The sequence below is a fragment of the Pediococcus cellicola genome, assembly GCF_001438655.1.
Lineage (GTDB): Bacteria > Bacillota > Bacilli > Lactobacillales > Lactobacillaceae > Pediococcus > Pediococcus cellicola.
The window spans coordinates 138702-161645 of sequence record NZ_JQBR01000004.1 but is presented as its reverse complement, the minus strand read 5'-3'; the positions used below and the strand labels follow the sequence as shown (position 1 = coordinate 161645).

At 39.5% G+C, this 22944-nt stretch carries 30 protein-coding genes, 1 other RNA gene and 1 other annotated feature; of the genes, 27 read left to right on the top strand and 4 right to left on the bottom strand.

Annotated features, from left to right (window positions below; translation table 11 throughout):
* Positions 1-90: 90 nt before the first annotated feature.
* The 12 genes from cysS to IV80_RS10090 all read left to right on the top strand — a co-directional run bounded on the left by cysS (position 91) and on the right by IV80_RS10090 (position 7345).
* Entirely contained in the window at positions 91-1497 is a 1407-nt protein-coding gene (cysS, locus tag IV80_RS05215) for a cysteine--tRNA ligase (protein ID WP_057750572.1), read from the top strand.
* A 4-nt stretch (positions 1498-1501) separates the two neighbouring features.
* Positions 1502-1915: a Mini-ribonuclease 3 gene (locus IV80_RS05210; RefSeq protein ID WP_057750569.1), complete on the top strand. Its 414-nt coding sequence runs from the start codon at positions 1502-1504 to the stop codon at positions 1913-1915.
* Positions 1902-2690 (top strand): 23S rRNA (guanosine(2251)-2'-O)-methyltransferase RlmB, encoded by a 789-nt coding sequence (gene rlmB / locus IV80_RS05205; RefSeq protein WP_057750564.1) that lies wholly within the window; start codon positions 1902-1904, stop codon positions 2688-2690. Before IV80_RS05210 ends, rlmB begins: the two co-directional genes overlap by 14 nt.
* A 195-nt stretch (positions 2691-2885) precedes the next feature.
* Positions 2886-3482, top strand: coding sequence for a sigma-70 family RNA polymerase sigma factor (locus tag IV80_RS05200; RefSeq protein ID WP_057750563.1), 597 nt, complete (start codon positions 2886-2888; stop codon positions 3480-3482).
* Between the two features lie 141 nt (positions 3483-3623).
* On the top strand, positions 3624-3773 hold the full coding sequence (rpmG, locus tag IV80_RS09995) for a 50S ribosomal protein L33 (protein WP_083490520.1): 150 nt from the start codon (positions 3624-3626) through the stop codon (positions 3771-3773).
* Between the two features lie 12 nt (positions 3774-3785).
* On the top strand, positions 3786-3953 hold the full coding sequence (gene secE / locus IV80_RS05195; RefSeq protein WP_057750562.1) for a preprotein translocase subunit SecE: 168 nt from the start codon (positions 3786-3788) through the stop codon (positions 3951-3953).
* A 100-nt stretch (positions 3954-4053) separates the two neighbouring features.
* Complete coding sequence (nusG, locus tag IV80_RS05190; RefSeq protein WP_057750561.1) at positions 4054-4599, top strand: transcription termination/antitermination protein NusG; 546 nt, start codon at positions 4054-4056, stop codon at positions 4597-4599.
* A gap of 128 nt (positions 4600-4727) precedes the next feature.
* Positions 4728-5153, top strand: coding sequence for a 50S ribosomal protein L11 (gene rplK, locus IV80_RS05185; RefSeq protein WP_057750558.1), 426 nt, complete (start codon positions 4728-4730; stop codon positions 5151-5153).
* An 88-nt stretch (positions 5154-5241) separates the two neighbouring features.
* On the top strand, positions 5242-5931 hold the full coding sequence (rplA, locus tag IV80_RS05180) for a 50S ribosomal protein L1 (protein WP_057750555.1): 690 nt from the start codon (positions 5242-5244) through the stop codon (positions 5929-5931).
* Between the two features lie 50 nt (positions 5932-5981).
* Positions 5982-6102, top strand: a sequence feature (ribosomal protein L10 leader region).
* Positions 6103-6125: 23 nt separating this feature from the next.
* A complete protein-coding gene (gene rplJ, locus IV80_RS05175; RefSeq protein WP_057750552.1) occupies positions 6126-6632 on the top strand; it encodes a 50S ribosomal protein L10 in 507 nt (168 codons plus the stop codon).
* Positions 6633-6665: 33 nt separating this feature from the next.
* Positions 6666-7034, top strand: coding sequence for a 50S ribosomal protein L7/L12 (rplL, locus tag IV80_RS05170; RefSeq protein ID WP_057750550.1), 369 nt, complete (start codon positions 6666-6668; stop codon positions 7032-7034).
* Between the two features lie 137 nt (positions 7035-7171).
* The gene (locus IV80_RS10090; protein ID WP_157048828.1) at positions 7172-7345 is read left to right on the top strand and encodes a hypothetical protein; all 174 of its coding nucleotides are present in this window, start codon (positions 7172-7174) and stop codon (positions 7343-7345) included.
* 433 nt (positions 7346-7778) lie between these two features.
* On the opposite strand, the gene IV80_RS05165 is transcribed toward IV80_RS10090, so the two are convergent.
* From IV80_RS05165 to IV80_RS05150, 4 genes are all read right to left on the bottom strand, one after another.
* The gene (locus IV80_RS05165) at positions 7779-8357 is read right to left on the bottom strand and encodes an LOG family protein (protein WP_057750546.1); all 579 of its coding nucleotides are present in this window, start codon (positions 8355-8357) and stop codon (positions 7779-7781) included.
* A 63-nt stretch (positions 8358-8420) separates the two neighbouring features.
* Complete coding sequence (gene nrdF, locus IV80_RS05160) at positions 8421-9434, bottom strand: class 1b ribonucleoside-diphosphate reductase subunit beta (RefSeq protein ID WP_057750543.1); 1014 nt, start codon at positions 9432-9434, stop codon at positions 8421-8423.
* 25 nt (positions 9435-9459) lie between these two features.
* Positions 9460-11625 carry a class 1b ribonucleoside-diphosphate reductase subunit alpha gene (gene nrdE / locus IV80_RS05155; protein ID WP_057750540.1) on the bottom strand — a complete coding sequence of 722 codons (2166 nt, stop codon included), beginning with the start codon at positions 11623-11625 and terminating at the stop codon, positions 9460-9462.
* Positions 11626-11734: 109 nt separating this feature from the next.
* On the bottom strand, positions 11735-11965 hold the full coding sequence (locus IV80_RS05150) for a redoxin NrdH (protein ID WP_057750537.1): 231 nt from the start codon (positions 11963-11965) through the stop codon (positions 11735-11737).
* A 252-nt stretch (positions 11966-12217) separates the two neighbouring features.
* Here IV80_RS05150 and IV80_RS05145 point away from each other — a divergent pair, with 252 nt between their 5' ends.
* The 15 genes from IV80_RS05145 (at position 12218) to rimI (ending at position 22937) form a co-directional block, all read left to right on the top strand.
* A complete protein-coding gene (locus tag IV80_RS05145; RefSeq protein ID WP_057750535.1) occupies positions 12218-12826 on the top strand; it encodes a class I SAM-dependent methyltransferase in 609 nt (202 codons plus the stop codon).
* Position 12827: 1 nt separating this feature from the next.
* On the top strand, positions 12828-13358 hold the full coding sequence (gene tadA, locus IV80_RS05140) for a tRNA adenosine(34) deaminase TadA (protein ID WP_057750532.1): 531 nt from the start codon (positions 12828-12830) through the stop codon (positions 13356-13358).
* A 12-nt stretch (positions 13359-13370) separates the two neighbouring features.
* Positions 13371-13457: signal recognition particle sRNA small type (gene ffs, locus IV80_RS09990), an RNA gene on the top strand.
* Positions 13458-13539: 82 nt separating this feature from the next.
* Positions 13540-15309, top strand: a complete 1770-nt coding sequence (gene dnaX / locus IV80_RS05135) for a DNA polymerase III subunit gamma/tau (protein WP_057750529.1) — start codon at positions 13540-13542, stop codon at positions 15307-15309.
* 24 nt (positions 15310-15333) lie between these two features.
* Positions 15334-15648, top strand: coding sequence for a YbaB/EbfC family nucleoid-associated protein (locus tag IV80_RS05130; RefSeq protein ID WP_057750526.1), 315 nt, complete (start codon positions 15334-15336; stop codon positions 15646-15648).
* Between the two features lie 16 nt (positions 15649-15664).
* The gene (recR, locus tag IV80_RS05125) at positions 15665-16264 is read left to right on the top strand and encodes a recombination mediator RecR (protein ID WP_057750524.1); all 600 of its coding nucleotides are present in this window, start codon (positions 15665-15667) and stop codon (positions 16262-16264) included.
* Between the two features lie 27 nt (positions 16265-16291).
* Positions 16292-16933, top strand: coding sequence for a dTMP kinase (gene tmk, locus IV80_RS05120; RefSeq protein ID WP_057750701.1), 642 nt, complete (start codon positions 16292-16294; stop codon positions 16931-16933).
* Between the two features lie 25 nt (positions 16934-16958).
* On the top strand, positions 16959-17288 hold the full coding sequence (locus IV80_RS05115; RefSeq protein ID WP_057750521.1) for a cyclic-di-AMP receptor: 330 nt from the start codon (positions 16959-16961) through the stop codon (positions 17286-17288).
* Positions 17289-17316: 28 nt separating this feature from the next.
* A complete protein-coding gene (gene holB / locus IV80_RS05110) occupies positions 17317-18321 on the top strand; it encodes a DNA polymerase III subunit delta' (RefSeq protein WP_057750516.1) in 1005 nt (334 codons plus the stop codon).
* A gap of 39 nt (positions 18322-18360) precedes the next feature.
* Positions 18361-18705 carry a DNA replication initiation control protein YabA gene (locus IV80_RS05105; protein ID WP_057750513.1) on the top strand — a complete coding sequence of 115 codons (345 nt, stop codon included), beginning with the start codon at positions 18361-18363 and terminating at the stop codon, positions 18703-18705.
* Positions 18706-18716: 11 nt separating this feature from the next.
* Positions 18717-19592 carry a 16S rRNA (cytidine(1402)-2'-O)-methyltransferase gene (rsmI, locus tag IV80_RS05100; protein WP_057750511.1) on the top strand — a complete coding sequence of 292 codons (876 nt, stop codon included), beginning with the start codon at positions 18717-18719 and terminating at the stop codon, positions 19590-19592.
* 40 nt (positions 19593-19632) lie between these two features.
* Positions 19633-20388, top strand: a complete 756-nt coding sequence (locus IV80_RS05095; protein ID WP_057750509.1) for an acyl-[acyl-carrier-protein] thioesterase — start codon at positions 19633-19635, stop codon at positions 20386-20388.
* A gap of 65 nt (positions 20389-20453) precedes the next feature.
* Positions 20454-21443, top strand: coding sequence for a UDP-glucose 4-epimerase GalE (gene galE, locus IV80_RS05090; protein WP_057750507.1), 990 nt, complete (start codon positions 20454-20456; stop codon positions 21441-21443).
* A gap of 209 nt (positions 21444-21652) precedes the next feature.
* Positions 21653-22378 carry a tRNA (adenosine(37)-N6)-threonylcarbamoyltransferase complex dimerization subunit type 1 TsaB gene (gene tsaB / locus IV80_RS05085; protein WP_057750505.1) on the top strand — a complete coding sequence of 242 codons (726 nt, stop codon included), beginning with the start codon at positions 21653-21655 and terminating at the stop codon, positions 22376-22378.
* Positions 22362-22937 (top strand): ribosomal protein S18-alanine N-acetyltransferase, encoded by a 576-nt coding sequence (gene rimI, locus IV80_RS05080; RefSeq protein WP_057750499.1) that lies wholly within the window; start codon positions 22362-22364, stop codon positions 22935-22937. The genes tsaB and rimI overlap by 17 nt, the downstream gene beginning before the upstream one ends.
* The last annotated feature ends 7 nt before the right edge of the window (positions 22938-22944 follow it).

The window sequence follows — 22944 nt, the reverse complement described above, 5'->3', positions numbered from 1 at the left end:
TTGAATTTGAAAAAGGGAGTTTTCTATATTGCATATTGCGATATGTGATAAAATCAAAGCAGAATGAAAACAGGAAAGAGGGCCGCTTTTATGATAACTCTATATAATACGATGACGCGCAAAAAGGAGGTTTTTCAACCGATTACACCTCATATTGTGAACATGTATGTGTGTGGACCCACAGTCTACAATTATATTCATATTGGCAATGCGCGTAGTATCATTGCGTTTGATACTATTCGGCGCTATTTTGAGTATCGAGGTTACAAAGTAAATTTTGTGTCTAATTTTACAGATGTTGATGACAAAATGATTCATACAGCCAAAAAAGACCATACAACTGTACCTCAATTAGCTGAAAAATATATTAAGGCGTTTATGCAGGATAGCCAAGCAGTTAATGTGGAACCTGCAACGGTTAATCCGCGGGCAACCGAAAATATTCCGGAAATCATTGATTTTATACAGGTTTTGTTGGATAAAGGCTATGCTTATGTTTCAGAAGGGGACGTTTACTATCGCACCCGGAAGTTTCAGCATTATGGTGAACTGTCAGGTCAGAATATTGACGATCTTGAGCAGGGGGCCAGTGAGCACGTGAGCGATGAAGAAACAGCCCGCAAGGAAGATCCCATTGATTTTGCATTATGGAAAGGGGCAAAAGGAGACGAGATTTCCTGGCAGGCACCTTGGGGAAAAGGCCGACCGGGTTGGCACATTGAGTGTTCTGTAATGGCCACCAAGTATTTGGGAGAAACAATTGATATTCATGCTGGTGGTGAAGATCTTGAATTTCCGCATCATGAAAATGAGATTGCCCAAAGTGAGGCAAAAACAGGTAAAACTTTCTCAAATTACTGGATGCACAATGGTTTTGTGACCGTTGGTGATGAAAACGAAAAAATGAGTAAATCGCTTGGTAATTTTGTGACTGTTCATGATATTGTACAGCAAATGGATCCTCAGATTTTACGATTGTTTATGGCGACGACACAGTATCGTCGACCTATTCAATATACGAAGGCAAACTTAGCAGAAGCGGGCAACAACTTAGCCAAATTAAAGAACGCCTTCACAAATCTCAATTATCGTTTTAAAGATGCCACACCTGGGACGGATCCTGAAGTGACACAACAAGTTGAGACGTTAGTGGGGCAATTTAATCAGGCCATGGATGACGACTTTAATGCTCAAAACGGGATTGCTGTGGTTTATGAACTAGCTAAGGTTTTAAATGTATACAGTGAGCGTGTAAACGTGAAACAAGACACATTGGCCTTTTTGAAATCGAAATTTACGCAATTAGTTGGTATTTTTGGAATTCAATTAGCTGATGATCATTTGGAAGATGACACCATTAAAGCACTCATTGAACAGCGAAATGCGGCTAGAGATAATAAAGATTTTCAACGCAGTGATGAAATTCGTGATCAACTTAAAAGTCAAGGGATTGTCTTAGAAGATACGCCTCAGGGCACAAGATGGAAAAGGATATAGGTAAATGACAGAAGATTATCGACAACTAAATGGTATTGCGCTCGCTTATTTAGGAGATGCCGTGTACGAAGTTTATATAAGGAGACATTTGATCCAAAAAGGGTTAACTAAGCCTACTAAACTGCATCATACGGCAACCAATTTTGTTTCTGCTAAAGCACAGGCAGCGTTGATTGGCGCCATGACAGAGCAAAAAATTTTGACGGAAACCGAACAAGAGTATTTTAAGCGAGGACGAAATGCCAAAAGCCACACATCGGCCAAAAATACTTCGGTGCTGACTTATCGAATTTCAACAGGATTTGAAGCACTTATGGGCTACCTTTCGTTGAGCGGTCAGCAAGAACGATTAGATTGGCTAGCCAATTGGTGTATCGACCAAGTCGAGGAAGGAATTATCACGCATGACACAAAATAAACAAAATGAGCAGCAGACTTCTAATGAAACATCTGAAGCATCAGGTGATTTTATCATTGGCCGGCATCCTGCTGTGTCCGCTCTAAAATCACAGCAAACGATTAATAAAGTGTTTATTCAAGAAGGATTGAAAGCGGACGCTATCCACGACATTGTGAAGTTAGCGGAAAAAAGAAAGTTAATTGTGTCGCAAGTTCCCAAACATAAATTAGACCATTTAGCTGATGGACAAAATCATCAGGGTGTTGTTTTGGCAATTGCAGCTTTTGAATATGCAGACTTGGAAGACGTGTTCAAAAAAGCGGCCGCTAAAGATGAAGCCCCGTTTGTCCTCATTTTAGACAGCATTGAGGATCCTCATAATTTGGGATCAATATTACGAACAGCTGATGCAGCTGGGGTGCATGGCGTTATTATTCCTAAGCATCGTGCGGTTGGATTAACCAGTACGGTTGCAAAAACATCTGCCGGGGCCATTGAACATGTGCCGGTGGTTCGGGTGACCAACTTGGTTAATACAGTCAAAGAATTAAAGAAACGAGGCATGTGGATATTCGGGACCGATATGAACGGGACCGATTATCGACGTTGGGATGCCACAGGCTCGGTTGGCTTGGTGATTGGCAATGAAGGAAAGGGAATTTCACCACTATTGAAAAAACAGGTGGATGAGACCTTAACGATTCCAATGGTTGGCCAAGTGCAAAGTTTAAATGCCAGTGTTGCAGCTAGTTTATTAATCTATCAGGGATTTTCAACTCGGCATTTATTGTAGAAGTAGGAAGTTTTTGAAAAATAGTACGCAAAATTAACGAAAAACTGCGAAAAAGGTTGTTATTGAGCACCTTTTTTCGCAGTTTTATTTTCTGTAAAAAACAACATAATTCTCCCATTTAAACGTACGTTCTCTTGATGTATGAGCAGCTATTTTGGTATATTATTTTTCGAGGAGGCTGGTTAGGAGCCTTAAATGACTAACAATGTACGTAAAATTGAATATGCACGTGAACAAAAACTAATTGAAGCCAGTAGAGCAGGCGATTCAGATAGTTTTGAGTATTTATTTCAGCAGTATCTCCCAATCGTCATGCGTGTCAAAGCCAAGTATTTTTTGAGAGGTTATGATCGTGACGATTGGTTGCAAGAAGGCCGAATCACTTTTTTTAATACGATTGCTAATTTTGATGGTCAGCGCCATATCACTTTGGGAAAATTCTTTCAAACCAACTTTCAAAATCGGATTTATAGTTTGATTCGCCGAGAAATGGCGTTTAAGCGGCGGTCGAATTTACTTTGTAGTTCACTGGATGCCATGCAGAATGAAAGCAGTGAATATGAAAGGTTATTTGTGACCAAGCACGGTGGTCCGCATGAACTTGCCGTTTTGAAAGAGGATTGTCGGAATTATTGTGCGGATCTTTCTAAGTTTGAGTCGCAAGTGTCAGGACTTTTTTTCGCGGGAAAAACTAGTGCTCAGATTGCAAAGATTTTAAATTGTGAAGAGTCACAAGTATTAAACGCGATTAATCGGTGCCGAAATAAATTTACACGACGTGTGTTTCAATGATATGTGATTAAAATAGGGCTTCGGCTCTATTTTTTGATTACTCAGTTTATTTTGATCAGGTCTAGTCACAAAGTAATGAAATTGACATGCTGACAACGGCATGATAAAGTTAGGTTTGATTAATTAGGGAGATATATAATAATGGCGCAAAAACAAATTGCCTTAGCATGTTCGGTTTGCGGATCACGAAATTATACAGTGGCCGCAAACCCTAATCGTACGACAAGATTAGAAGTTAAAAAATACTGTAAACATTGTAACAAACACACGCTACATCGAGAAACTCGCTAGGAGGAAAGTTCAATGAAATTTATAAAAAGTGTTATTCATGAGATGCATGAAGTTACTTGGCCAAACGGACGTCAATTACGTAAAGATTCTTCTTCTGTCATTGGACTGTCCGTATTCTTCGTGGCGTTTTTCGCTTTAGTAGATTGGTTAGTTCAACTTTTTCTTGGTTTATTCCAGTAAATCGATGGCACTAATTGTTTTTTTTTGATACAATACTTGTGATGGAACTTCGTGGAGACGGAGTTTTTTTATTTTGGTCAACATTCAAAGGAGAAATAAATTGGAATCTGCAGCAAAAAATTGGTATGTGCTACATACGTATTCAGGTTATGAAAACAAAGTAAAGGCGAATTTGGAGTCTCGTTCTCAATCAATGGGGATGCAGGATAACATTTTTCGAGTGGTAGTACCTGAAGAAGAAGAGCATGAAAATAAGAATGGTAAAGATAAAGTTACAATGAAAAAAGAGTTTCCTGGATATGTACTTGTAGAAATGGTCATGACAGACCAGTCTTGGTATATTGTCCGAAATACGCCTGGTGTAACAGGCTTTGTCGGCTCACATGGTTCAGGTAGTAAACCATCACCATTATTACCAGATGAAGCAGAGCGTATTTTAAGACATTTAGGGATGTCTGTACGGCATGCTGATATTGATGTTGAAGAAGGCGAGACGGTTAAAATTGTTGATGGTGCCTTTTCTGGCTTAACAGGTAAAATTACTGAAGTTGATAATAAGAATATGAAGTTAAAGGTCAACATCAATATGTTTGGACGAGAAACAAGTACTGAGCTTGATATGGATCAGATCGATAAGCTTGATTAAATCTGTGTTTGTTCTTTTGAACATTACATGGTATACTCTTGGGGTATGCTTTTGTGCATATATAAGCGTGGGAGAGGAAATTTAAATCCTCATCATACCACACACGGACTTATAAGGAGGTATGTCTCGTGGCAAAAAAAGTAGCAAACGTTGTTAAATTGCAAATTCCCGCCGGAAAAGCAACTCCGGCTCCACCAGTTGGTCCTGCATTAGGGCAAGCAGGTATTAATATCATGGGATTCACAAAGGAATTTAATGCACGTACAGCTGACCAAGCTGGCATGTTAATTCCTGTCGTAATTACAGTTTATGAAGATCGTTCATTTGACTTTATTACAAAGACTCCACCTGCTTCTGTTCTCTTGAAGAAAGCTGCCGGTGTTGAACATGGTTCTGGTGAACCTAACACGAACAAGGTTGCAACTGTAACCAAGGATCAAGTTAAGGAAATCGCCGAAACAAAAATGCAAGATCTAAACGCTGCAAATGTTGAATCTGCAATGCGCATGGTCGAAGGTACTGCACGCAGCATGGGCTTTGAAGTTAAAGACTAGGTTGTTGTAGTCGGATACTCCATTAAAGTGGATGTATCAAGTGGGAGGAAAATCCGATAAAACCACATTTGCAAGGAGGAAAACACAGATGGCAAAAAGAGGTAAAAAGTATCAAGACGCTTTAAAGCAAGTTGATACCACAAAAGCATATGCACCAAAGGAAGCTTTGGAATTAGTCAAAAAGGTTGATTTCGCTAAATTTGATGCAACTGTTGAAACAGTTTTTAAATTAAATGTAGATACAAAACAAGCAGACCAACAATTACGTGGTGCGGTTGTTTTACCAAATGGTACTGGTAAGGAACAAACTGTAATCGTATTTGCTAAAGGTCAAAAAGCTAAAGACGCACAAGCAGCTGGTGCTGATGTTGTGGGTGATGATGATTTGGTTCAACGCATTCAAGACGGTTGGCTAGATTTTGATGTTGCTATTGCAACACCTGATATGATGGCTCAAGTTGGTCGTTTAGGCCGTGTCCTTGGACCTAAAGGCTTAATGCCTAACCCTAAGACTGGCACAGTTACTATGGATGTAACTAAGGCTGTTGAGGAATCAAAAGCTGGTAAGGTTACTTACAGAACAGACCGTGACGGTAATGTTCATGTGCCAATTGGTAAAGTATCATTTGATGCTGACAAGTTGTTAGGCAACTTGAATGTGATTGAAGATACAATTGTACGTGCTCGTCCAGCATCTGTTAAAGGAACTTATGTGAAGAACGTTTCTGTAGCTTCTACATTTGGTCCTGGCGTTCATGTTGATTTGGCCCAATTCTAGTTTGAATTGTAGGTTGACATGTATTAAACGCTATGGTAACTTGGATAAGTAAATTATAATAAAATTTGCCTAAGACTCAGGTGACGATTTCGTCTTAATATTACCTGCCGAGGAACGTAGAAATGTAAATTTCCGTATCCCAGGTCTGGGTGCGGATTTTTTTATAATTAAAAAATTGCTGGAGGTGAAAATTAATGAGTAAAGAAGCAATCGCTAAAAAAGCAGCAATTGTTGATACAGCTGTTGATTATTTTAGCAAAGCCGCTTCCGCAATCGTTGTTGATTCTCGTGGATTAACAGTTGCAGAAGACACTGAGTTACGTAAGGAATTACGTGATGCTGGTGTTACATTGCATGTGATTAAAAACAAGATTTTGACTCGTGCTGCAGAAAAAGCTGGTTATAAAGACTTAAATGATGTCTTTGTTGGACCAAGTGCTGTTGCATTCTCTGATGAGGATCCAGTAGCTCCTGCAAAGATTTTGAAGAAATTTGCTGATGAACATGACGCACTTACACTTAAGGGTGGCATGATCGAAGGTAAAGTAGCTTCAATCGAAGAAATCAACACATATGCTTCAATGCCAAGCCGTGAAGACTTGCTCAGCATGCTTGCTAATGTATTACAAGCACCTGTTCGTAATGTGGCATACGCTGTTAAAGCTGTTGCAGATAAAAAGTCTGAAGAAGACGCTGCATAATTAAATTAGACATACAAATGGAGGAAACAAAAAATGGCATTAGATAAAGACCAATTTATTGAAGACTTAAAAGGCGCTTCAATTACTGACTTAAATGACTTAGTTAAAGCTATCGAAGACGAATTCGGTGTTTCTGCAGCTGCTCCTGTTGCAGCTGCAGGTGCTGCAGGTGGCGATGGTGCTGCTGCTAAGACATCATTCACTGTTGAATTAACAGAAGCTGGTTCAGCTAAGGTTAAGGCTATCAAGGCAGTTCGTGAAATCACAGGACTTGGCTTGAAAGATGCTAAAGACCTTGTTGACAAAGCACCTTCAGCAATCAAAGAAGATGTTTCTGAAGAAGAAGCAAACGATGTTAAAGCTAAGCTTGAAGAAGCTGGCGCATCAGTTACAATTAAATAAGCACTTTACATTTGAAAAGAACTCACTTTACGGTGGGTTCTTTTTTTATCTTCAAAAGGACGTATGTACCATTTTTGTTATTGTGATTGAATTCAATGTGCAAAAGCGAACTTTGCTTTGGAAAAAACTTGAGATTTATGAGACAAACTAATTCGAATACAAAAGTTTGCTGGTTACTGGTTTTGAACAAAATCAGAAAGCTGATTATGCAGCAGTCACGTTATATAAATAGCGAGCAATTTGATGCTGTCATTGTGAGTGCAAGTAATTTAAAAATTGGGTCGATGGTTATGAGCGAGCCACAGCGTTAGGCCTGACGATCAAACTAACTGTCATAGCACAGAAAAAGATTCAGGCTCTTTATACATTGGTATGCCCAATTGCAGTTGTGAAACACCATCTTTTAGTAAATATGAGCGGTGCTGACGACGGTATTGAAAAGGGAGTACCGTAGAAACCGCAGCCTTTACAGAGGCTATAGTGTGGGTCTGAGCCCATCGCCAATAGTATCCTGATGATTTATCGCGGTTTATGCGAATAGAGTGGTGGAAATTTTAACTTTTTCTCAAGTAGTGTTATGAAGCACTTACAGCTGAACAAAAGGTAAAAATTTTTTGCCACAGAAGTGTGAGAATGGTCAAGTTTATCCAATTCTAAATAAAGTTGTTTCAAAAAAATACCGATAAAGCCCTAAATTAGTAGGTAAATATCGGTATTTTTGTTGTGCTATAAAAGTATGAGTCGCTAATTAGTCCATTTAGTAGGCTGGGTATGACGAAATGATCCCATCTTTTCGAATAATTCTGGAATGTGCTTTGCAGTCACAAATAGATCTAAGTTTTCCTTGGGTGCAAAACCAGCCTCTGCAGCTTGGTTGAGTAATTGAATCAATGGCGCGTAAAAACCATCTACATTTAAGAGCGCGAGTGGATTCTGGTGGAGATTGATTTGGCTCCAAGATAACATGGTGAAAAATTCTTCGAAGGTACCAAAGCCACCAGGTAAGGCGATAAAAGCATCTGAGGCATCCAACATATATTGCTTACGTTCTGAAATATCGGCAGTGGTGATAATCTTGTCGTTCGGAATCCGAGCTAATTTTTCATTTACAAGTACTTTGGGAATGACACCTAAAACATCGCCACCCTTATCAAGCATCTCGTTACCCAAAACACCCATTAGACCCAGACGGCCACCACCATAGACTAATCGATAGTGATGAACGGCCAGGTAGTCAGCTAATTCAATGGTTATTTTTTTAAAATTATCGTCATAACCGGTATTCGAGCCACAAAATACGCAAATTGATCGAATCGATTTCATCGTTTTTACCTCCTAATAAAAAAACGCCAATAAGTTCGCAAACTTATAGACATTTTTTAGAATTTATTTGTGATCTTTAGGTTCCCCAATATTATAATCTTTATCAGACATGGTTTCGAGTTGTCCCAGGCGGTAACCATTACCAACCTGTGAGAAGAAGTCATGGTTGGCCGTCCCAGTTGAGATACCATTCATCACGATGGGATTTACATCGGCTTCTGTATCAGGGAAGAGTGGGTTTTGTCCCAAGTTCATTAAGGCTTTGTTGGCGTTGTAACGTGTGAAAGTTAGAACTTGGTCTGTCCAACCAACTTGGTCATACAGAACGTGTACATACTTTTCTTCGTTATCATAGAGTTCATAAAGGAAATTAAACATCCAGTCCTTCAACTCCTGTTGTTTACTTTCTGGGAGTTCTTTCATAGCTAATTGGAATTTATAACCAATATAAGTGCCATGAACAGATTCATCACGTAAGATAAGTTTGATGATTTCAGCAACATTTGTTAGTTTGTTGTGGCCCAAATAGTAAAGTGGGGTAAAGAAACCAGAATAGAACAAGAAGGTTTCCAGAAAGACACTTGAAATTTTCTTCTTCAAAGGATCGCCGTCATCATGATAAAGGGTGTAAATTTTTTTCGTTTTATTTTGCAAAAATTCTTCGGTGTCGCTCCAAGAGAAAATTTCGTCAATTTCCTCAGGTGTATTTAAAGTTTCAAAAATAGAAGAGTAACTCTTAGAGTGAACAGATTCCATAAATTGGATATTGTTTAAGACGGCTGTTTCATGTTGGGTACGGACGTCTTTTCGTAGGGCTGCCATTCCGTCTTGTGACTGAAGTGTATCAAGTAAGGTCAAGCCACCAAAAACATGGCCTACAACCCACTTGTGATCCTCGTCTAAAGTTCGCCAGTCGTCAAGATCGTTTGAAATAGGAATTCGGGTATCTAACCAAAATTGTTCGGTTAATTTTTCCCAAGTAGCCTTATCAATTTCATCAGAAACTTGATTCCAATTAATTGCCTTGTAATTACCTTTGGGAGTCCATTTTAATGGATTTAGCTTTGCATCTGCCATAAGTATTGTTCCTTTCTCACTTTAATTAAATTGAGCAACTTTCGCATTGATTAACACCAACTTCGCCATCATTATCAGTAAACGTCCGAATATAATAAATTGATTTAATCCCCTTATTATAAGCATAATTACGTAGAATGTTCAAATCGCGTGTTGTCATTTTATTAGTACGGCCATCTTTCCATTCGTAAAGGCCTTCTGGAATGGTAGAACGCATAAAGAACGTCATACTCATCCCTTGGTCAACGTGCTGTTGAGCTGCAGCGTATATGTCCACAACTTTACGCATATCAATGTCGTAGGCGGATTGATAATATTTTAAAGTACTGTTATCCAAATATGGAGCTGGAAAATAAATTTTACCAATTTTCTTTTCTTGGCGTTCCTCAACCCGATTGACAATGGGTTGTAAACTAGCAGTGGCGTCGTTAATGTATGAAATGGAACCTGTTGGTGCGACGGCCATCCGGTTTTGGTGATAAAGGCCATCTTTCATAACAGCTTCTTTTAAAGCTTGCCAGTCTTCTCGGCTTGGAATGGTAATACCCGCAAAGAGATCTTGAGCCTTTTTGGTTTTAGGTCCCCAGTCTTGAGAAGTATATTTATCAAAGTAACTACCATCGGCATACTTACTCTTTTCAAAATTATGGAAGGTAGTCTGACGTTCTCGAGCGATTTTGTTGGAGGCTTTTAAGGTCCAATAATTGAGAAGCATAAAATAAACACTAGTGAAATCCAAAGAATCTTGATTTCCATAATACATATGATTTTTTGCTAAATAACCATGTAGACCCATAGCACCTAAACCAATTGTGTGAGCAAGTGAATTGCCATTTTGAATAGATGGGACCACATTAATATTGGAGTGGTCGGTCACAAAGGTAAGTGCGCGTACCATTGTTTCCACAGAATGCCCAAAGTTAGGCGTATTCATCATATTTACAATGTTTGTAGAACCTAAATTACAACTAATATCAGTTCCAAGCTCGGTATATTCCTGTTTATCATCAATTTGTGAAGGTGTTTGCACTTGCATAATCTCGGAACACAAATTACTCATTACAATTTTTCCGTAAATTGGATTATCACGGTTTGCGGTGTCCACATTAACAATATAAGGATACCCAGACTCTTGTTGGAGTTTTGAAAGTTCATTTTCTAGATCACGAGCCTTTAATTTGGTCTTTGTAATGGCGGGGTTGGCCACCATATTATCATATTCGGCCGTAATGTCGACGTAAGAAAATGGTTTGCCATAATACTTCTCTACAGAGTAGGGACTAAAAAGATACATGTCTTGATCCTGACGGGCAAGTTCATAAAATTTATCGGGGACAACAACTCCAAGCGATAATGTTTTAACCCGAATCTTTTCATCTGCATTTTCCTTTTTAGCTGATAAGAAAGCAATAATATCTGGATGAAAGACATTTAGATAAACTACGCCGGCGCCTTGACGCTGACCCAATTGATTTGCGTAAGAAAAACTATCTTCTAAGAGCTTCATAACAGGGACAACACCACTTGCAGCTCCTTCAATCCCCTTGATTGGGGCACCTGCTTCACGAAGATTACTAAGGTTAATGCCAACACCACCACCCAATTTGGATAGTTGTAGCGCAGAGTTGATCGTTCGACCAATGGCGTTCATGTCGTCTGTGGCTTGAATAAGAAAACAAGATACGAGTTCACCACGGTGTTTTCGACCAGCGTTTAAGAAGCTCGGTGTTGCTGGTTGATAACGCTGATGAATGATTTCATCGGCAATATCTAACGCAAGTTGTTCATCGCCTTCTGCAAAGTAAGTTGCATTCATAGCCACACGATCGATGAAATTTTCGAGATAATAACTATTATCATTCGTTTTTAAGGCGTACTGGGCATAAAATTTGTAAGCTGCCATAAAAGAGCGGAAATGAAAATCTTGTGCTTTTAAAAATTTGTACAGCTTTTCTAAAAATGCCAGCGAATATTTCTTGATGGAGGCTTCGTCTATGTAATCGTTTTGTATAAGATAGTCAAAACGATCCTGTAACGAAGCAAATTTCATCGTATTGGGTTTGACGTTTTGCTCTAAAAAAGCAGCCAGAGCTTCATGATCCTTATTTAAAGGGATTTGGTTATCAACGGGGATGTTGATTTCGTTATTTAAGTCATAATAAGTGACATCTTTAAGGTTTTTAAGACTCATAATTTCCACGCCTTTCTGTGATTATCATAAAAATAAGCAAAAATAAAAAACGCCTAGCTGTAATAGGCAGCATGATGCGTTTTTGTTATCCTGATAATTGATGCTTCTACTAGATAGCAAGTTGTTTCAAAATATCAGGCCGGAAGCCAGCGATAGGCTCATTGCCATTTGATTCGACAACCGGAACCGCTTGAAAGCCTTGAGATTTCAAGTAGTCAATATAAGCTGGGTTCGTATTAATATTACGTTCTTTAAAAGGAATATTATGTTCACTTAGGAAACGTTTTGTCATCTTGCATTGCATACAGTTGTTTTTTGTATAAATTGTTACTTCACTCATACTATTCACCCTCAGTTCTCTGTTTCTTTTATGTTTAACGAATAAATTCAGTATACAGCATATAATGTAAATTTCAATGAAAAGACCACCATATTTAGTATTTTTTTTGATACTCATACTAAATATGGTGGTCTGATAAGGTTTTGAAGAAAAACAATTTTGGTTCACTTTTTAGTAATCGACCTAACGCTAAGTTAGTTATGTATTTTGATTGATAATTCGATATAATAGGTTCAAAAGAGGAGCTTATTTATGACTGAATATTATTATACACAAAATCCAGAAGTTTTACATGAAAAAAGACAGTGGCAATTCACATTATTAGGACAAAATCTGACTTTCCATTCGGATAACGGTGTTTTTTCAAAGGATACAGTTGACTTTGGCACACGCGTTTTATTGGAAACACTGAATTTGAAAAAAATTGATAAGGGGCCAGTTTTAGATGTGGGTTGTGGTTATGGTCCCATTGGCTTAGCCCTGGCCAAAGTTTTACCACAAATATCGGTTGACATGGTAGATGTGAATCGCCGTGCTTTAGAATTGTGTCAGCAGAATGCCCAACAGAACCAGATTGAAAATGTCCGCATTTGGGAATCTAATGTGTATGACACAGTGAAGTCCGCAGATTATCAAACGATTATTTCTAATCCTCCCGTACGAGCTGGGAAGGAAGTTGTGTCCAAAATATTGGTTGAAGCTAAAAATCATCTTCAAATCGGTGGGACGTTAACGATTGTGCTTCAAAAAAAGCAGGGTGCACCGTCGGCTAAAAGAACCATGACTAGTACTTTTGGAAATGCCGAAATTCTCCGTCGTGAAAAAGGCTACTATATTATCCAGAGTGTTAGGGAGGCGTAATATGCCAAGTTTAGCTACTAATCAAGAACTCTATTTCATGAGCTTGGCCCTAGAAGAGGCTCGGAAAGCCAAAGAAATGGGTGAGGTCCCAATAGGTGCGGTCGTCGTCTGCCAGAATCAAGTTATCGGACGCGGACATAATTTGCGTGAGCAAAATCAAGATGCTACGGCACATGCTGAAATCATTGCCATTCAACAGGCTTGCCAAAAAATATCAAGTTGGCGGCTGTGGGAGTGCCAATTATTTGTTACCATTGAGCCGTGTATGATGTGTAGTGGGGCAATTATTAACTCACAAATTCCTGAAATTTATTTTGGAGCTCGTGATCCGAAAGCTGGTATGGTACAAAGTTTATATCAGTTGTTATCTGATCAGCGTTTAAATCATCAAGTTACAATTCACGAGGGACTTTTTGGGCGTGAGGCGAGTCAGATTATGCAGGATTTTTTCCGTGAAATACGGGCCCAAAAAAAAGTCGCAAAAAAAATAAACAAATTAGTAGAAATTTTGAGTGAATTCGAGTATTATTAATAGTGCCGAGAGGCCTTAAGGCAAGGGTGGACTTACGAATTGTGTCAGGTCCGGAAGGAAGCAGCACTAAGTCTGTTCTGTCTTGTGCCTTAAGTTATTAGGAAATTGAGAAACTCTTAGTCACTACTATGGCTAGGAGCTTTTTATTTAGTTTGCAAAAATGATTGAGGGGAAATTCAAAATGAGCTATCAAGCTTTATATCGCGTTTGGCGGCCCCAACGGTTTGATGAAATTGTTGGGCAACAAGTTATCACCCAGACCCTAAAAAATGCGCTCATTACCGGGCAAACCAGTCATGCCTATTTATTTACCGGCCCACGAGGCACAGGTAAAACGTCGGCGGCTAAGATTTTTGCCAAGGCAATTAATTGCCATCACCTTAAAGATGGAGAACCGTGTAATGAGTGTTCAACGTGCAAGGCGATTACGCAGGGACGTTTAAATGATGTCATTGAAATCGATGCGGCTTCCAATAATGGGGTTGAAGAAATCCGTGATATTCGTGATAAAGCTAAGTATGCCCCCACAGAAGCGGATTATAAGGTTTATATTATTGATGAAGTTCATATGTTATCGACCGGGGCTTTTAACGCACTGTTGAAGACTTTAGAAGAGCCACCAGCAAACGTTGTCTTTATCTTAGCCACAACGGAGCCACAAAAGATACCATTGACCATCATTTCTAGAACCCAACGATTTGATTTTCGACGCATTTCAACGCAAGATAGTTACAAGCGAATGGTTTACATTTTGCAACAGAAACAAATCACTTTCGATGAAAAAGCGTTAATGATTATCGCTAAAGCAGCTGAAGGTGGCATGCGGGATGCACTTAGCATCTTGGACCAAACCTTGTCTTTTGGAGATAATGAAATCACTTTAAAAAATGCCTTGCAAGTGACAGGCAGCGTGAATCATGAGTTGCTGAATACGTATGTTGATGAGATCAGCAGTCAGCAAGTTAGTCAGGCACTAGAGACTTTAGAGAAAGTTTTGGCTGAGGGTAAGGACGCTAATCGATTTATCGAAGATCTCATTAATTTTTGTCGCAACTTGCTTTTGTATCAGCAGGATCCGGCTTTGATTGTGGACCAGTCATTGGGCGATGTGGATGATCAGTTTAAGACGTTTGCCAAAACACTGAGTGCTGAACAGATTTATCAAATGATTGATTATTTGAATGAAACTCAACAGCAAATGCGTTTTACCACTCATCCGGATGTATATATGGAAGTCTTGACGATTAAGCTTGCGAAACCCCAAACGCGTAATCAGCCACAAAAGACTGAGCTACCAGTTGAAGGTGAGACCAATGCAGAAATAAATCAACTCCAAAATCAGGTTAAAAAGTTAACTGACCAGATTAAACAACTTGAAACTAAGACGATTTCTAACACTGGATCGCAACCACAAAGCCAAGCTGTGGCACGTGTAAATAAGGCACGTAGTCATAAAGTTAAACCAAATCTTTCCAAAATATATCCGGTCTTAGCCAACGCAACAAAGCAAAATTTGGTACAATTAAAAGAGATTTGGCCAGACTTAATGTCTATGTTGGATGTAACGCAAAGGGCCCTAATGCATGTCGCGCAACCTGTAGCGGCGAGTGAGGAAGGGGCTGTTATTGCCTTTAATTATGCCTTTTTGTATGAACGTGCAGCTGATGATGGCGAATTACGTGACTTGCTGAGCAAAGATATCGATCAATTGGTTGGTCATGATCTCAAGATTGCTTATGTAGATGCTGAACAGTGGCCAGAAATCCGGCAGAGCTATATTCATCAACATAAAGAGGATTTACAAAATAATGAAGGTACTACCCAAGAAGAAAATGGGAATCCTTCAGCAGATGAAGTTAAAGAATCAAGTGAAAACCAAGAGCCGGATCCAATTGTTCAAAAGGCACAAGACCTATTTGGCACGGATACGGTGGAAGTCAAAAATGATTAGTCAAAAATGAAAGGTGGAACTAAAATGCGCGGCGGAATGGGAAATATGCAAAATATGATGCGCCAAATGCAAAAAATGCAAAAAAAGGTGACTGAGGAACAGAATACATTAGATGCAACTGAGTTTACCGGTGTAGCTCCTGATGATATGGTCAAAGTTACTTTTACAGGTAATAAGATTATGAAAGATATTGCCATCAAGCCTGAAGCGGTAGATCCAGATGATGTAGACATGCTCCAAGATTTAGTTGTGGCAGCTGTTAATGACGCCATGAAGCAAATTGATGAGCAAACTAGTAAAACGATGGGTAAGTACACAAAGGGCCTACCTAGAATGTAAGAATGAGGGCTTTTAAATGCAGTATCCAGAGCCAATAGCAAAATTAATTGATAGTTATATGAAATTACCGGGAATCGGTGAAAAAAGTGCCACACGATTGGCCTTCTTTACGATTGACATGCAGGCAGACGACGTGACGGAGTTTGCAAAAGCGCTAGTTTCTGCCAAACGTGACTTACATTTTTGTAGTGTTTGCGGCAATATCACTGAGGAGGATCCTTGTGAAATTTGCCGAGATAAGTCGCGTGATCAATCAACAGTATTAGTGGTTGAAGATCCTAAAGATGTGATGTCCATGGAAGACATGAAGGAGTATCATGGCCTCTATCACGTGTTACAAGGTGTTCTTTCACCAATGGAAGGTAAAGGCCCAGAAGATTTGAATATTTCGAGCCTTTTGAAACGCTTGCAGACTAATCAAGCAATTAAAGAAGTTATTGTGGCAACAAATGCAACACCAGAAGGGGAAGCTACAGCCATGTATTTATCACGACTGATTAAGCCGGCGGGTATTAAAGTAACACGTCTGGCTCATGGCTTATCTGTTGGTAGTGATATTGAGTATGCAGACCAAATGACCTTGTTTAAGGCTGTTGAAGGCCGAACGGAAATGTAGTAAAAATAGGTGAAACGAGATGGCATTGTGAAAGGAAAGTTTATTTCATTTGAAGGACCAGATGGGGCGGGAAAAACAACTGCGCTAAATAAGGTAGTTACCGATTTAACACCTGTTTTAAAAGACAAATTAGTGGTCACAAGAGAACCTGGTGGCAACCGAATCTCAGAAGCAATTCGTCACATTATTTTGGATCGCAAGAACACTGAGATGGATGACCGAACAGAAGCTTTATTGTACGCAGCCGCTCGCCGTCAGCACATTGTAGAAACCATCCAACCAGCATTAGATGAAAATAAATTGGTTTTGTGTGATCGTTATATTGATAGCTCGGTGGCTTATCAAGGGGCTGGTCGTCAAATTGGAACAACTGAGGTTTATCAAATGAATCTGTTTGCCACAGGGGGACTGTTGCCCAATCTGACCATTTATTTTGATGTCCCGTCCGAGGTAGGTTTGCAGCGCATCATGACCCACCGAACTGATGAAATTAATCGTTTGGACGTGGAACAACTCTCGTTTCATCAACGTGTCCGTAAATCTTATTTAGAAATTGCTAAGGCACAACCGCAACGAATTAAGGTTATTGACGCCACCAAAAGTAAAGATCAAGTTGTTCAGGATGTTGAAAAGATAATCTATGCTGCAAATCAAGAATTTTTTAATTAGTTAATTAGATGGGAGCGCGAATGTTATGAAATTAATTATTGCCATTGTACAAGATAAAGATGCGAGTCAATTGAGTGACCAATTTATTGATGCCAATATTCGAGCAACAAAGCTATCTACAACTGGCGGCTTTTTAAAGTCAGGTAATACCACGTATATGATTGGGATTGATGATCAGCGAGTGGATGAAGTTTTAGCAATGATCAAAGAAGCTTCTCACAGTCGTGAAGAATTCATGACACCACCTGTAAATCTAGATGCTAGTATGGAAGGGACGACAGCTTATCCAGTGAAAGTCCAGGTTGGTGGTGCAACCGTGTTTGTGATGCCAATTGAGAAATTTCAGCAGTTTTAAAGCTTAGCAATAAAGGAGCAGCAACTAAATGACGGCCGATGATATCAAAACGGTAATTTTTAACAAACAGCCCGCCTTGGTGCAACACTTTGCTAAGGTGATTGAAAACCACGAATTGGCGCATGCCTATTTATTTGCAGGTGAAACCGGGATTGGAAAAGACGAGTTGGCAACATGGATTGCAATGCGTCTTTTTTGTTTAAATCTTCAAGATGGGCAACCGTGTGGGGTGTGTCAAGAATGTCGTCGAATTAGCACAGGACAGCACCCGGATGTCGTCATGGTAAAGCCTGATGGACAAAGTATCAAGGTCGACCAAGTGCGATTTTTGAAGGCTGAATTTACTAAGAGTGCAGTTGAAGGAAATCAAAAGGTTTTTATAATTTCTGATGCAGATAAAATGACTGCTGGGGCAGCTAACAGCCTCTTAAAGTTTATTGAAGAACCAAGCCCAAATGTGACGGCCTTCTTGTTAACAGCTAACAAAAATTTAATGTTACCAACCATTATTTCGCGAACTGAAGTGGTTGAGTTAAAACCGCTATCACAGGATCAATTTCAAACAGAATTGCAAAGCCAGAACATTGCGCCGAGTTTAATTGCCATGGTAATGAACTTGACGAATAGTGTGGCAGAAGTGGAAAATTGGGTGAAGGATGATTGGCTGTCCCAAGTTCAAACGGCATTAAGTCGTTGGTTTTTAATGAGTTATCAAAAAGACATGCGTGCTTTTGTAGAGGTACAAGCCAAAATTGTTGGTTTAGCTAAAACCAAAGACAATCAACAATTGATTCTGGACGTTGTGATGCTCTTTTGTCGAGAGGCACTGATTTTAAAAGTGAATCCACAAAGCACACGTCTGAGCTTCCCTAATCAAGACCCGCAAATTAACGCGAAATTAGCAACGAAATCAATGTCGTCGTTACTTCTGGCCACTCAAAAGGCGCTGGAAGCAAAAAATCTATTGAATCGAAATGTCAGTTTTCAAAATGTAATGGAAGCCTTGACAATTCGATTATGTCAAATTTACTGATGCATTTTAAGCGTAGTGATTGTGCAATGAGGTGAAATTGTGAATAAACGGGAGATATACGAAAGTTTCAGTGGTATTCAGGATGAAACTCAGCGAATGTTGGATCAAATCAAAGAGCTTCAAAATGGAATGACAGAAATATTAGAGGAAAATGCTGAACTCGTGATTGAAAACGAGCATTTACGTGAGCGTCTCAGTAAATATGAACAGCCTTCCAAAAAAGAAGAGCAAAAAAGTACGAAACACGGCCTTTCAAAATCACGGAAAAATTTAGAAAAGTTGTACGGGCGTGGTTATCATGTGTGCAATGAGTGGTTTGGCAAGCACCGTGAAAACGATGAACCATGTGCTTTTTGTCTTGATGTAATTTATGGAGACCGGTAAGGAGTAAGACAGTGCAATCACAAAAAAGTTTTGCAAAAAATCAAGCAACCGGTACGTTGTATTTAGTGCCAACTCCAATTGGTAATCTGGGAGATATGACTTTTCGCAGTGTGGAAATTTTAAAAACGGTTGATTTAATTGCTTCTGAAGATACACGAAATACACAAAAGCTGCTGAATCACTTTGAAATCGAAACAAGGCAAATTAGTTTTCATGAGTACAATACCAGAGAACGGGTTCCGGAACTGGTTTCTAAATTAGTGCAAGGAACAAATATTGCTCAAGTGAGTGATGCAGGAATGCCCTCGATTAGTGATCCTGGGCACGATTTAGTGGTTGCTTGTATTAAAAATCAGGTTCCAGTTGTGCCCTTACCGGGGGCAAACGCCGGGTTGACGGCTTTGATTGCTTCAGGTTTAAGTCCACAGCCGTTTTATTTTTTTGGCTTTTTAAATCGCAAGCCCGCAGAGCAAAAACGACAATTGGAAAAACTGGTTCCCAAAAAAGAAACGCTTCTATTTTATGAGGCACCACATCGATTGAAAAAAACTTTGAAAAATATGGTGGCAATTTTTGGTGGCGAGCGTCAGGCCGTGCTGTGTCGGGAACTCACTAAGAAGTTTGAAGAGTTTTTGCGAGGAAATTTACAGGAATTATTGACGTGGGCCAGTGATAATGAAGTTCGTGGTGAATTTGTGGTTATCGTTGAGGGTAATCAACAAGAAGAGCGTTTGACGGAGTCTCTGCCTGAGATGTCTGTTGAAGACCAAGTAGCTAATTTAATTAGTACTGGTGAAAAGCCTAATGATGCGATCAAACAGGTCGCAAAGTTACGTGGACTTAAAAAGCAGGATGTTTATAATAATTACCATCATCTAAAAGAATAAAACATTAACAAATAAATTCGACAGAGGGGAAGAATGACCAGTGGCAGGAAAAAAATTTAGCGAAAAACATCGTCTTGTTTATTATGATGGTGATCGTACTTATCACGCTTCGATCCCCATGCTCGTTAATTTAATGGTTTTAGCATCTGAAGATCAAAGCGAACAGTTAGGTGTTGGAACCAGTGAAGTCATGAAATACGGAGTGGGCTGGGTTGTCACCCAGTATGTGATGGAAATTGCGAAACTTCCTAAAATTGGAACAACCATTCAATTAGGGACAGAAGCCACAGCTCGTAATAAGTTCTTTTGTGAACGTCACTTTTCAGTAACAGATGATCAAGGTCAAACCTTAATGCGAGTTAATAGCAATTTTGTTTTGATGAATCATAAAACACGTCGAATGGGAAATTTGATTCCAGAATTGGTTGATCCATACGGTAGTGATGAAGTGAAACGATTGGCGCGTTTGCCGCGTGTTCGCAAAATACCAGATGATCAACAAGAAGTGATGGTTAAAACGTACCCAGTTCGATATTTTGATTTGGATACCAATGGTCATGTCAATAATTCTCATTATTTTGAATGGTTACTTGATGTGTTACCGGCCGATTTTTTACAAACGCATATGCCTACCCGGCTTAATATTCAGTACCACAAAGAGATTCAATATGGACATGTGGTCACTAGTCAGGCGATTAAAACGACTGATGAAAAAGGTAACATGCAAACCTTACATAAGATGCTGGTTAATGGTGAAACTTACTGTGAAGCTGAGTGTACTTGGCAATCGCTATAAATCAGGATTTGGCGGAGGAGCTATGCTATAATAGGGGCATGTATACAGATTAGAGGAGGCATATCATGGCGGTTTTGGTACTTGGTGGCGCAGGATACATTGGTTCCCACATGGTAAAAAGATTGGTTGAACAAGGTGAAGATGTGGCAGTGGTTGATAATTTAGTAACAGGTCATCGACAAGCTGTTTCCAAAAAAGCACGCTTTTACAAAGGTGATGTACGTGACCGGGCCTTTTTGGATGATGTTTTTCAAAAAGAATCAATTGATACGGTGATTCATTTTGCGGCATTTTCAATTGTTCCGGAGTCCATGAAGGATCCGTTAAAATATTTTGATAATAACACGGGTGGTGTGATTACTTTACTCGAAGCAATGCATGCTAACCATGTCAACCGGATTGTCTTTTCATCAACGGCTGCTACTTATGGGAATCCTGAAAATGCAGTCATTAAAGAAACTGATGTACAAAATCCGATTAATCCATATGGGGAAAGTAAACTCATGATGGAAAAAATCATGCATTGGGCGGACGTGGCCTATGGCATTAAGTTTGTAGCCTTACGTTACTTTAATGTTGCGGGTGCAGCGGAAGATGGCACAATTGGTGAAGATCATCATCCAGAAACCCATCTGATTCCGATTGTTTTGCAAGTGGCTTTGGGAAAACGATCTGAGCTACAGATTTTCGGGGATGACTATCAGACCCCGGATGGTTCAAATGTGCGGGATTATGTTCACGTCATGGATTTAGCAGACGCCCATATTCTTGCCATGAAATATCTACAGGCAGGGCATGAAAGCGCCGCATTTAATCTAGGCTCATCAACAGGATTTTCAGTTAAACAAATTGTTGCAGCAGCTCGGGAAGCAACTGGTGAGCGCATTCCGGCAAAGGTGGCTCCTAGGCGCCCTGGAGATCCTGATACCTTAGTTGCAAAAAGTGATAAAGCACGTGAGATTTTACATTGGCAACCTAAGTATGATGATGTTCATGAAATCATCAAAACAGCATGGAATTGGACGCAAAAGCATCCAAATGGTTTTGAAGACTAGTTAAGTTTGAGGAACTCGTGAATCTTAAGTGATTTCCGAGTTCTTTTTTATGGGTGCTTACCCAAACGTAAAATTGTGATAAGATATTTAGGGAAAAGCATTACTTGATTCAAATGATGTGTGATTAATGCTGTGAAGTTGAAACGCTGAAAAAAAGCGTAATTATTTAAGTGACAGCTACAAAAATTTATAAATGAGGAAAATGAGTAATGAAATTATTGGCATTAGACACTTCGAATCGACCACTAAGCGCTGCGGTCTTAGAGGATGATCGCTTGTTGGCAATGACTACCACGAACATTGGGCGCAACCATAGCGTGCAATTACTTCCAGTTGTTGAAACTCTTTTGCAACAAGCCGGCGTGCATGCAAGTGATTTACAGCGGATTGTTGTGGCTGAAGGCCCAGGATCATATACAGGTTTACGGATTGCAGCAACCACCGCTAAAACACTAGCTTATACGTTAAATATTGATTTAGTTGGTATCTCGAGTTTAACTGCATTGGCTGCAAATGTGAGTGATGAAGGCCGCTTAATTGTCCCAATGTTTGATGCTAGACGCCAAAATGTTTTTGCTGGTGTCTATCGTCGCACTAAAAATGGGTTAGAGGCGGTAATGGCAGATCGTCATATCTCGATTGAAAAACTGGTGGCACAATTGGCTAGTCAACAAGAACCTGTTTGGTTTGTTGGTCAAGATGTGGCGGTGTACGCCGAGATTTTACACGAAGCACTCGGAAATAATTTCAGACGGGTTGCCGACGCACAGAATTTACCAAATGCATTTGTACTTGGACAGCTTGGTTTAGATGCCAAACCAGTTGCACATCCGTTCAATTTCATTCCAAAGTATTTACGTCTTACACAAGCTGAGGTTGAATGGAAGAAACAACATCCACAAGAGGATACGAAGCCGTATGTTGAAAAAATTTAAAGCAATTATTAAAGACCGATTTTTTAATCGTACAAAACAATTAAGAGAGCAAGCTTTTGAGATTCGAGATCATGTCATTCGCATTGAAGATGACACTTACTTTATCGCCAAAGCCATGATACCTGACATTCCTGATATTTTAAATGTGGAACGCTCGGTTTATGAAGGGCAAACACCCTGGGACAGGACGGCATTTGCTAATGAACTACGTCGAAAGTATGACCGGCTATATTTGGTAATTCGATATCATGATCGTATGTTGGGATTTATTGGCGCATCGTTTGATGATCGGAGTAAAACGGCTCATATTACGAATGTGGCTGTTGTAGAAGATAAACAAAATCGCGGCATCGGTGGTTATTTGCTTGATACAATGATCAAGAAAGCCAAGTATATTGGTTATCAAAAAATGACCCTTGAAGTAAGACGCAGTAATTTGCGTGCGCAGGCATTATATTTGAAGTTAGGCTTTGAGAAAACAGGCGTTAAAGCTCATTACTACTTTGGTGATCATGAAGATGCCATCGATATGACCTTAGACTTGACCCGTGGAGATTAGGAGAGTT

Bases quoted from the DNA above. Each gene is read 5' to 3' on its own strand.
- rpmG (WP_083490520.1), top strand. From the start codon at position 3,624: ATGGCGCAAAAACAAATTGCCTTAGCATGTTCGGTTTGCGGATCACGA.
- holB (WP_057750516.1), top strand. From the start codon at position 17,317: ATGACGGCCGATGATATCAAAACGGTAATTTTTAACAAACAGCCCGCC.
- secE (WP_057750562.1), top strand. From the start codon at position 3,786: ATGAAATTTATAAAAAGTGTTATTCATGAGATGCATGAAGTTACTTGG.
- tadA (WP_057750532.1), top strand. From the start codon at position 12,828: ATGCCAAGTTTAGCTACTAATCAAGAACTCTATTTCATGAGCTTGGCC.
- IV80_RS05200 (WP_057750563.1), top strand. From the start codon at position 2,886: ATGACTAACAATGTACGTAAAATTGAATATGCACGTGAACAAAAACTA.
- IV80_RS05210 (WP_057750569.1), top strand. From the start codon at position 1,502: ATGACAGAAGATTATCGACAACTAAATGGTATTGCGCTCGCTTATTTA.
- nrdE (WP_057750540.1), bottom strand. From the start codon at position 11,625: ATGAGTCTTAAAAACCTTAAAGATGTCACTTATTATGACTTAAATAAC.
- IV80_RS05150 (WP_057750537.1), bottom strand. From the start codon at position 11,965: ATGAGTGAAGTAACAATTTATACAAAAAACAACTGTATGCAATGCAAG.
- recR (WP_057750524.1), top strand. From the start codon at position 15,665: ATGCAGTATCCAGAGCCAATAGCAAAATTAATTGATAGTTATATGAAA.
- galE (WP_057750507.1), top strand. From the start codon at position 20,454: ATGGCGGTTTTGGTACTTGGTGGCGCAGGATACATTGGTTCCCACATG.
- nrdF (WP_057750543.1), bottom strand. From the start codon at position 9,434: ATGGCAGATGCAAAGCTAAATCCATTAAAATGGACTCCCAAAGGTAAT.
- dnaX (WP_057750529.1), top strand. From the start codon at position 13,540: ATGAGCTATCAAGCTTTATATCGCGTTTGGCGGCCCCAACGGTTTGAT.
- rplJ (WP_057750552.1), top strand. From the start codon at position 6,126: ATGAGTAAAGAAGCAATCGCTAAAAAAGCAGCAATTGTTGATACAGCT.
- rplA (WP_057750555.1), top strand. From the start codon at position 5,242: ATGGCAAAAAGAGGTAAAAAGTATCAAGACGCTTTAAAGCAAGTTGAT.
- rlmB (WP_057750564.1), top strand. From the start codon at position 1,902: ATGACACAAAATAAACAAAATGAGCAGCAGACTTCTAATGAAACATCT.
- rimI (WP_057750499.1), top strand. From the start codon at position 22,362: ATGTTGAAAAAATTTAAAGCAATTATTAAAGACCGATTTTTTAATCGT.
- IV80_RS05115 (WP_057750521.1), top strand. From the start codon at position 16,959: ATGAAATTAATTATTGCCATTGTACAAGATAAAGATGCGAGTCAATTG.
- tsaB (WP_057750505.1), top strand. From the start codon at position 21,653: ATGAAATTATTGGCATTAGACACTTCGAATCGACCACTAAGCGCTGCG.
- IV80_RS10090 (WP_157048828.1), top strand. From the start codon at position 7,172: ATGAGACAAACTAATTCGAATACAAAAGTTTGCTGGTTACTGGTTTTG.
- IV80_RS05130 (WP_057750526.1), top strand. From the start codon at position 15,334: ATGCGCGGCGGAATGGGAAATATGCAAAATATGATGCGCCAAATGCAA.
- IV80_RS05165 (WP_057750546.1), bottom strand. From the start codon at position 8,357: ATGAAATCGATTCGATCAATTTGCGTATTTTGTGGCTCGAATACCGGT.
- IV80_RS05145 (WP_057750535.1), top strand. From the start codon at position 12,218: ATGACTGAATATTATTATACACAAAATCCAGAAGTTTTACATGAAAAA.
- rplL (WP_057750550.1), top strand. From the start codon at position 6,666: ATGGCATTAGATAAAGACCAATTTATTGAAGACTTAAAAGGCGCTTCA.
- cysS (WP_057750572.1), top strand. From the start codon at position 91: ATGATAACTCTATATAATACGATGACGCGCAAAAAGGAGGTTTTTCAA.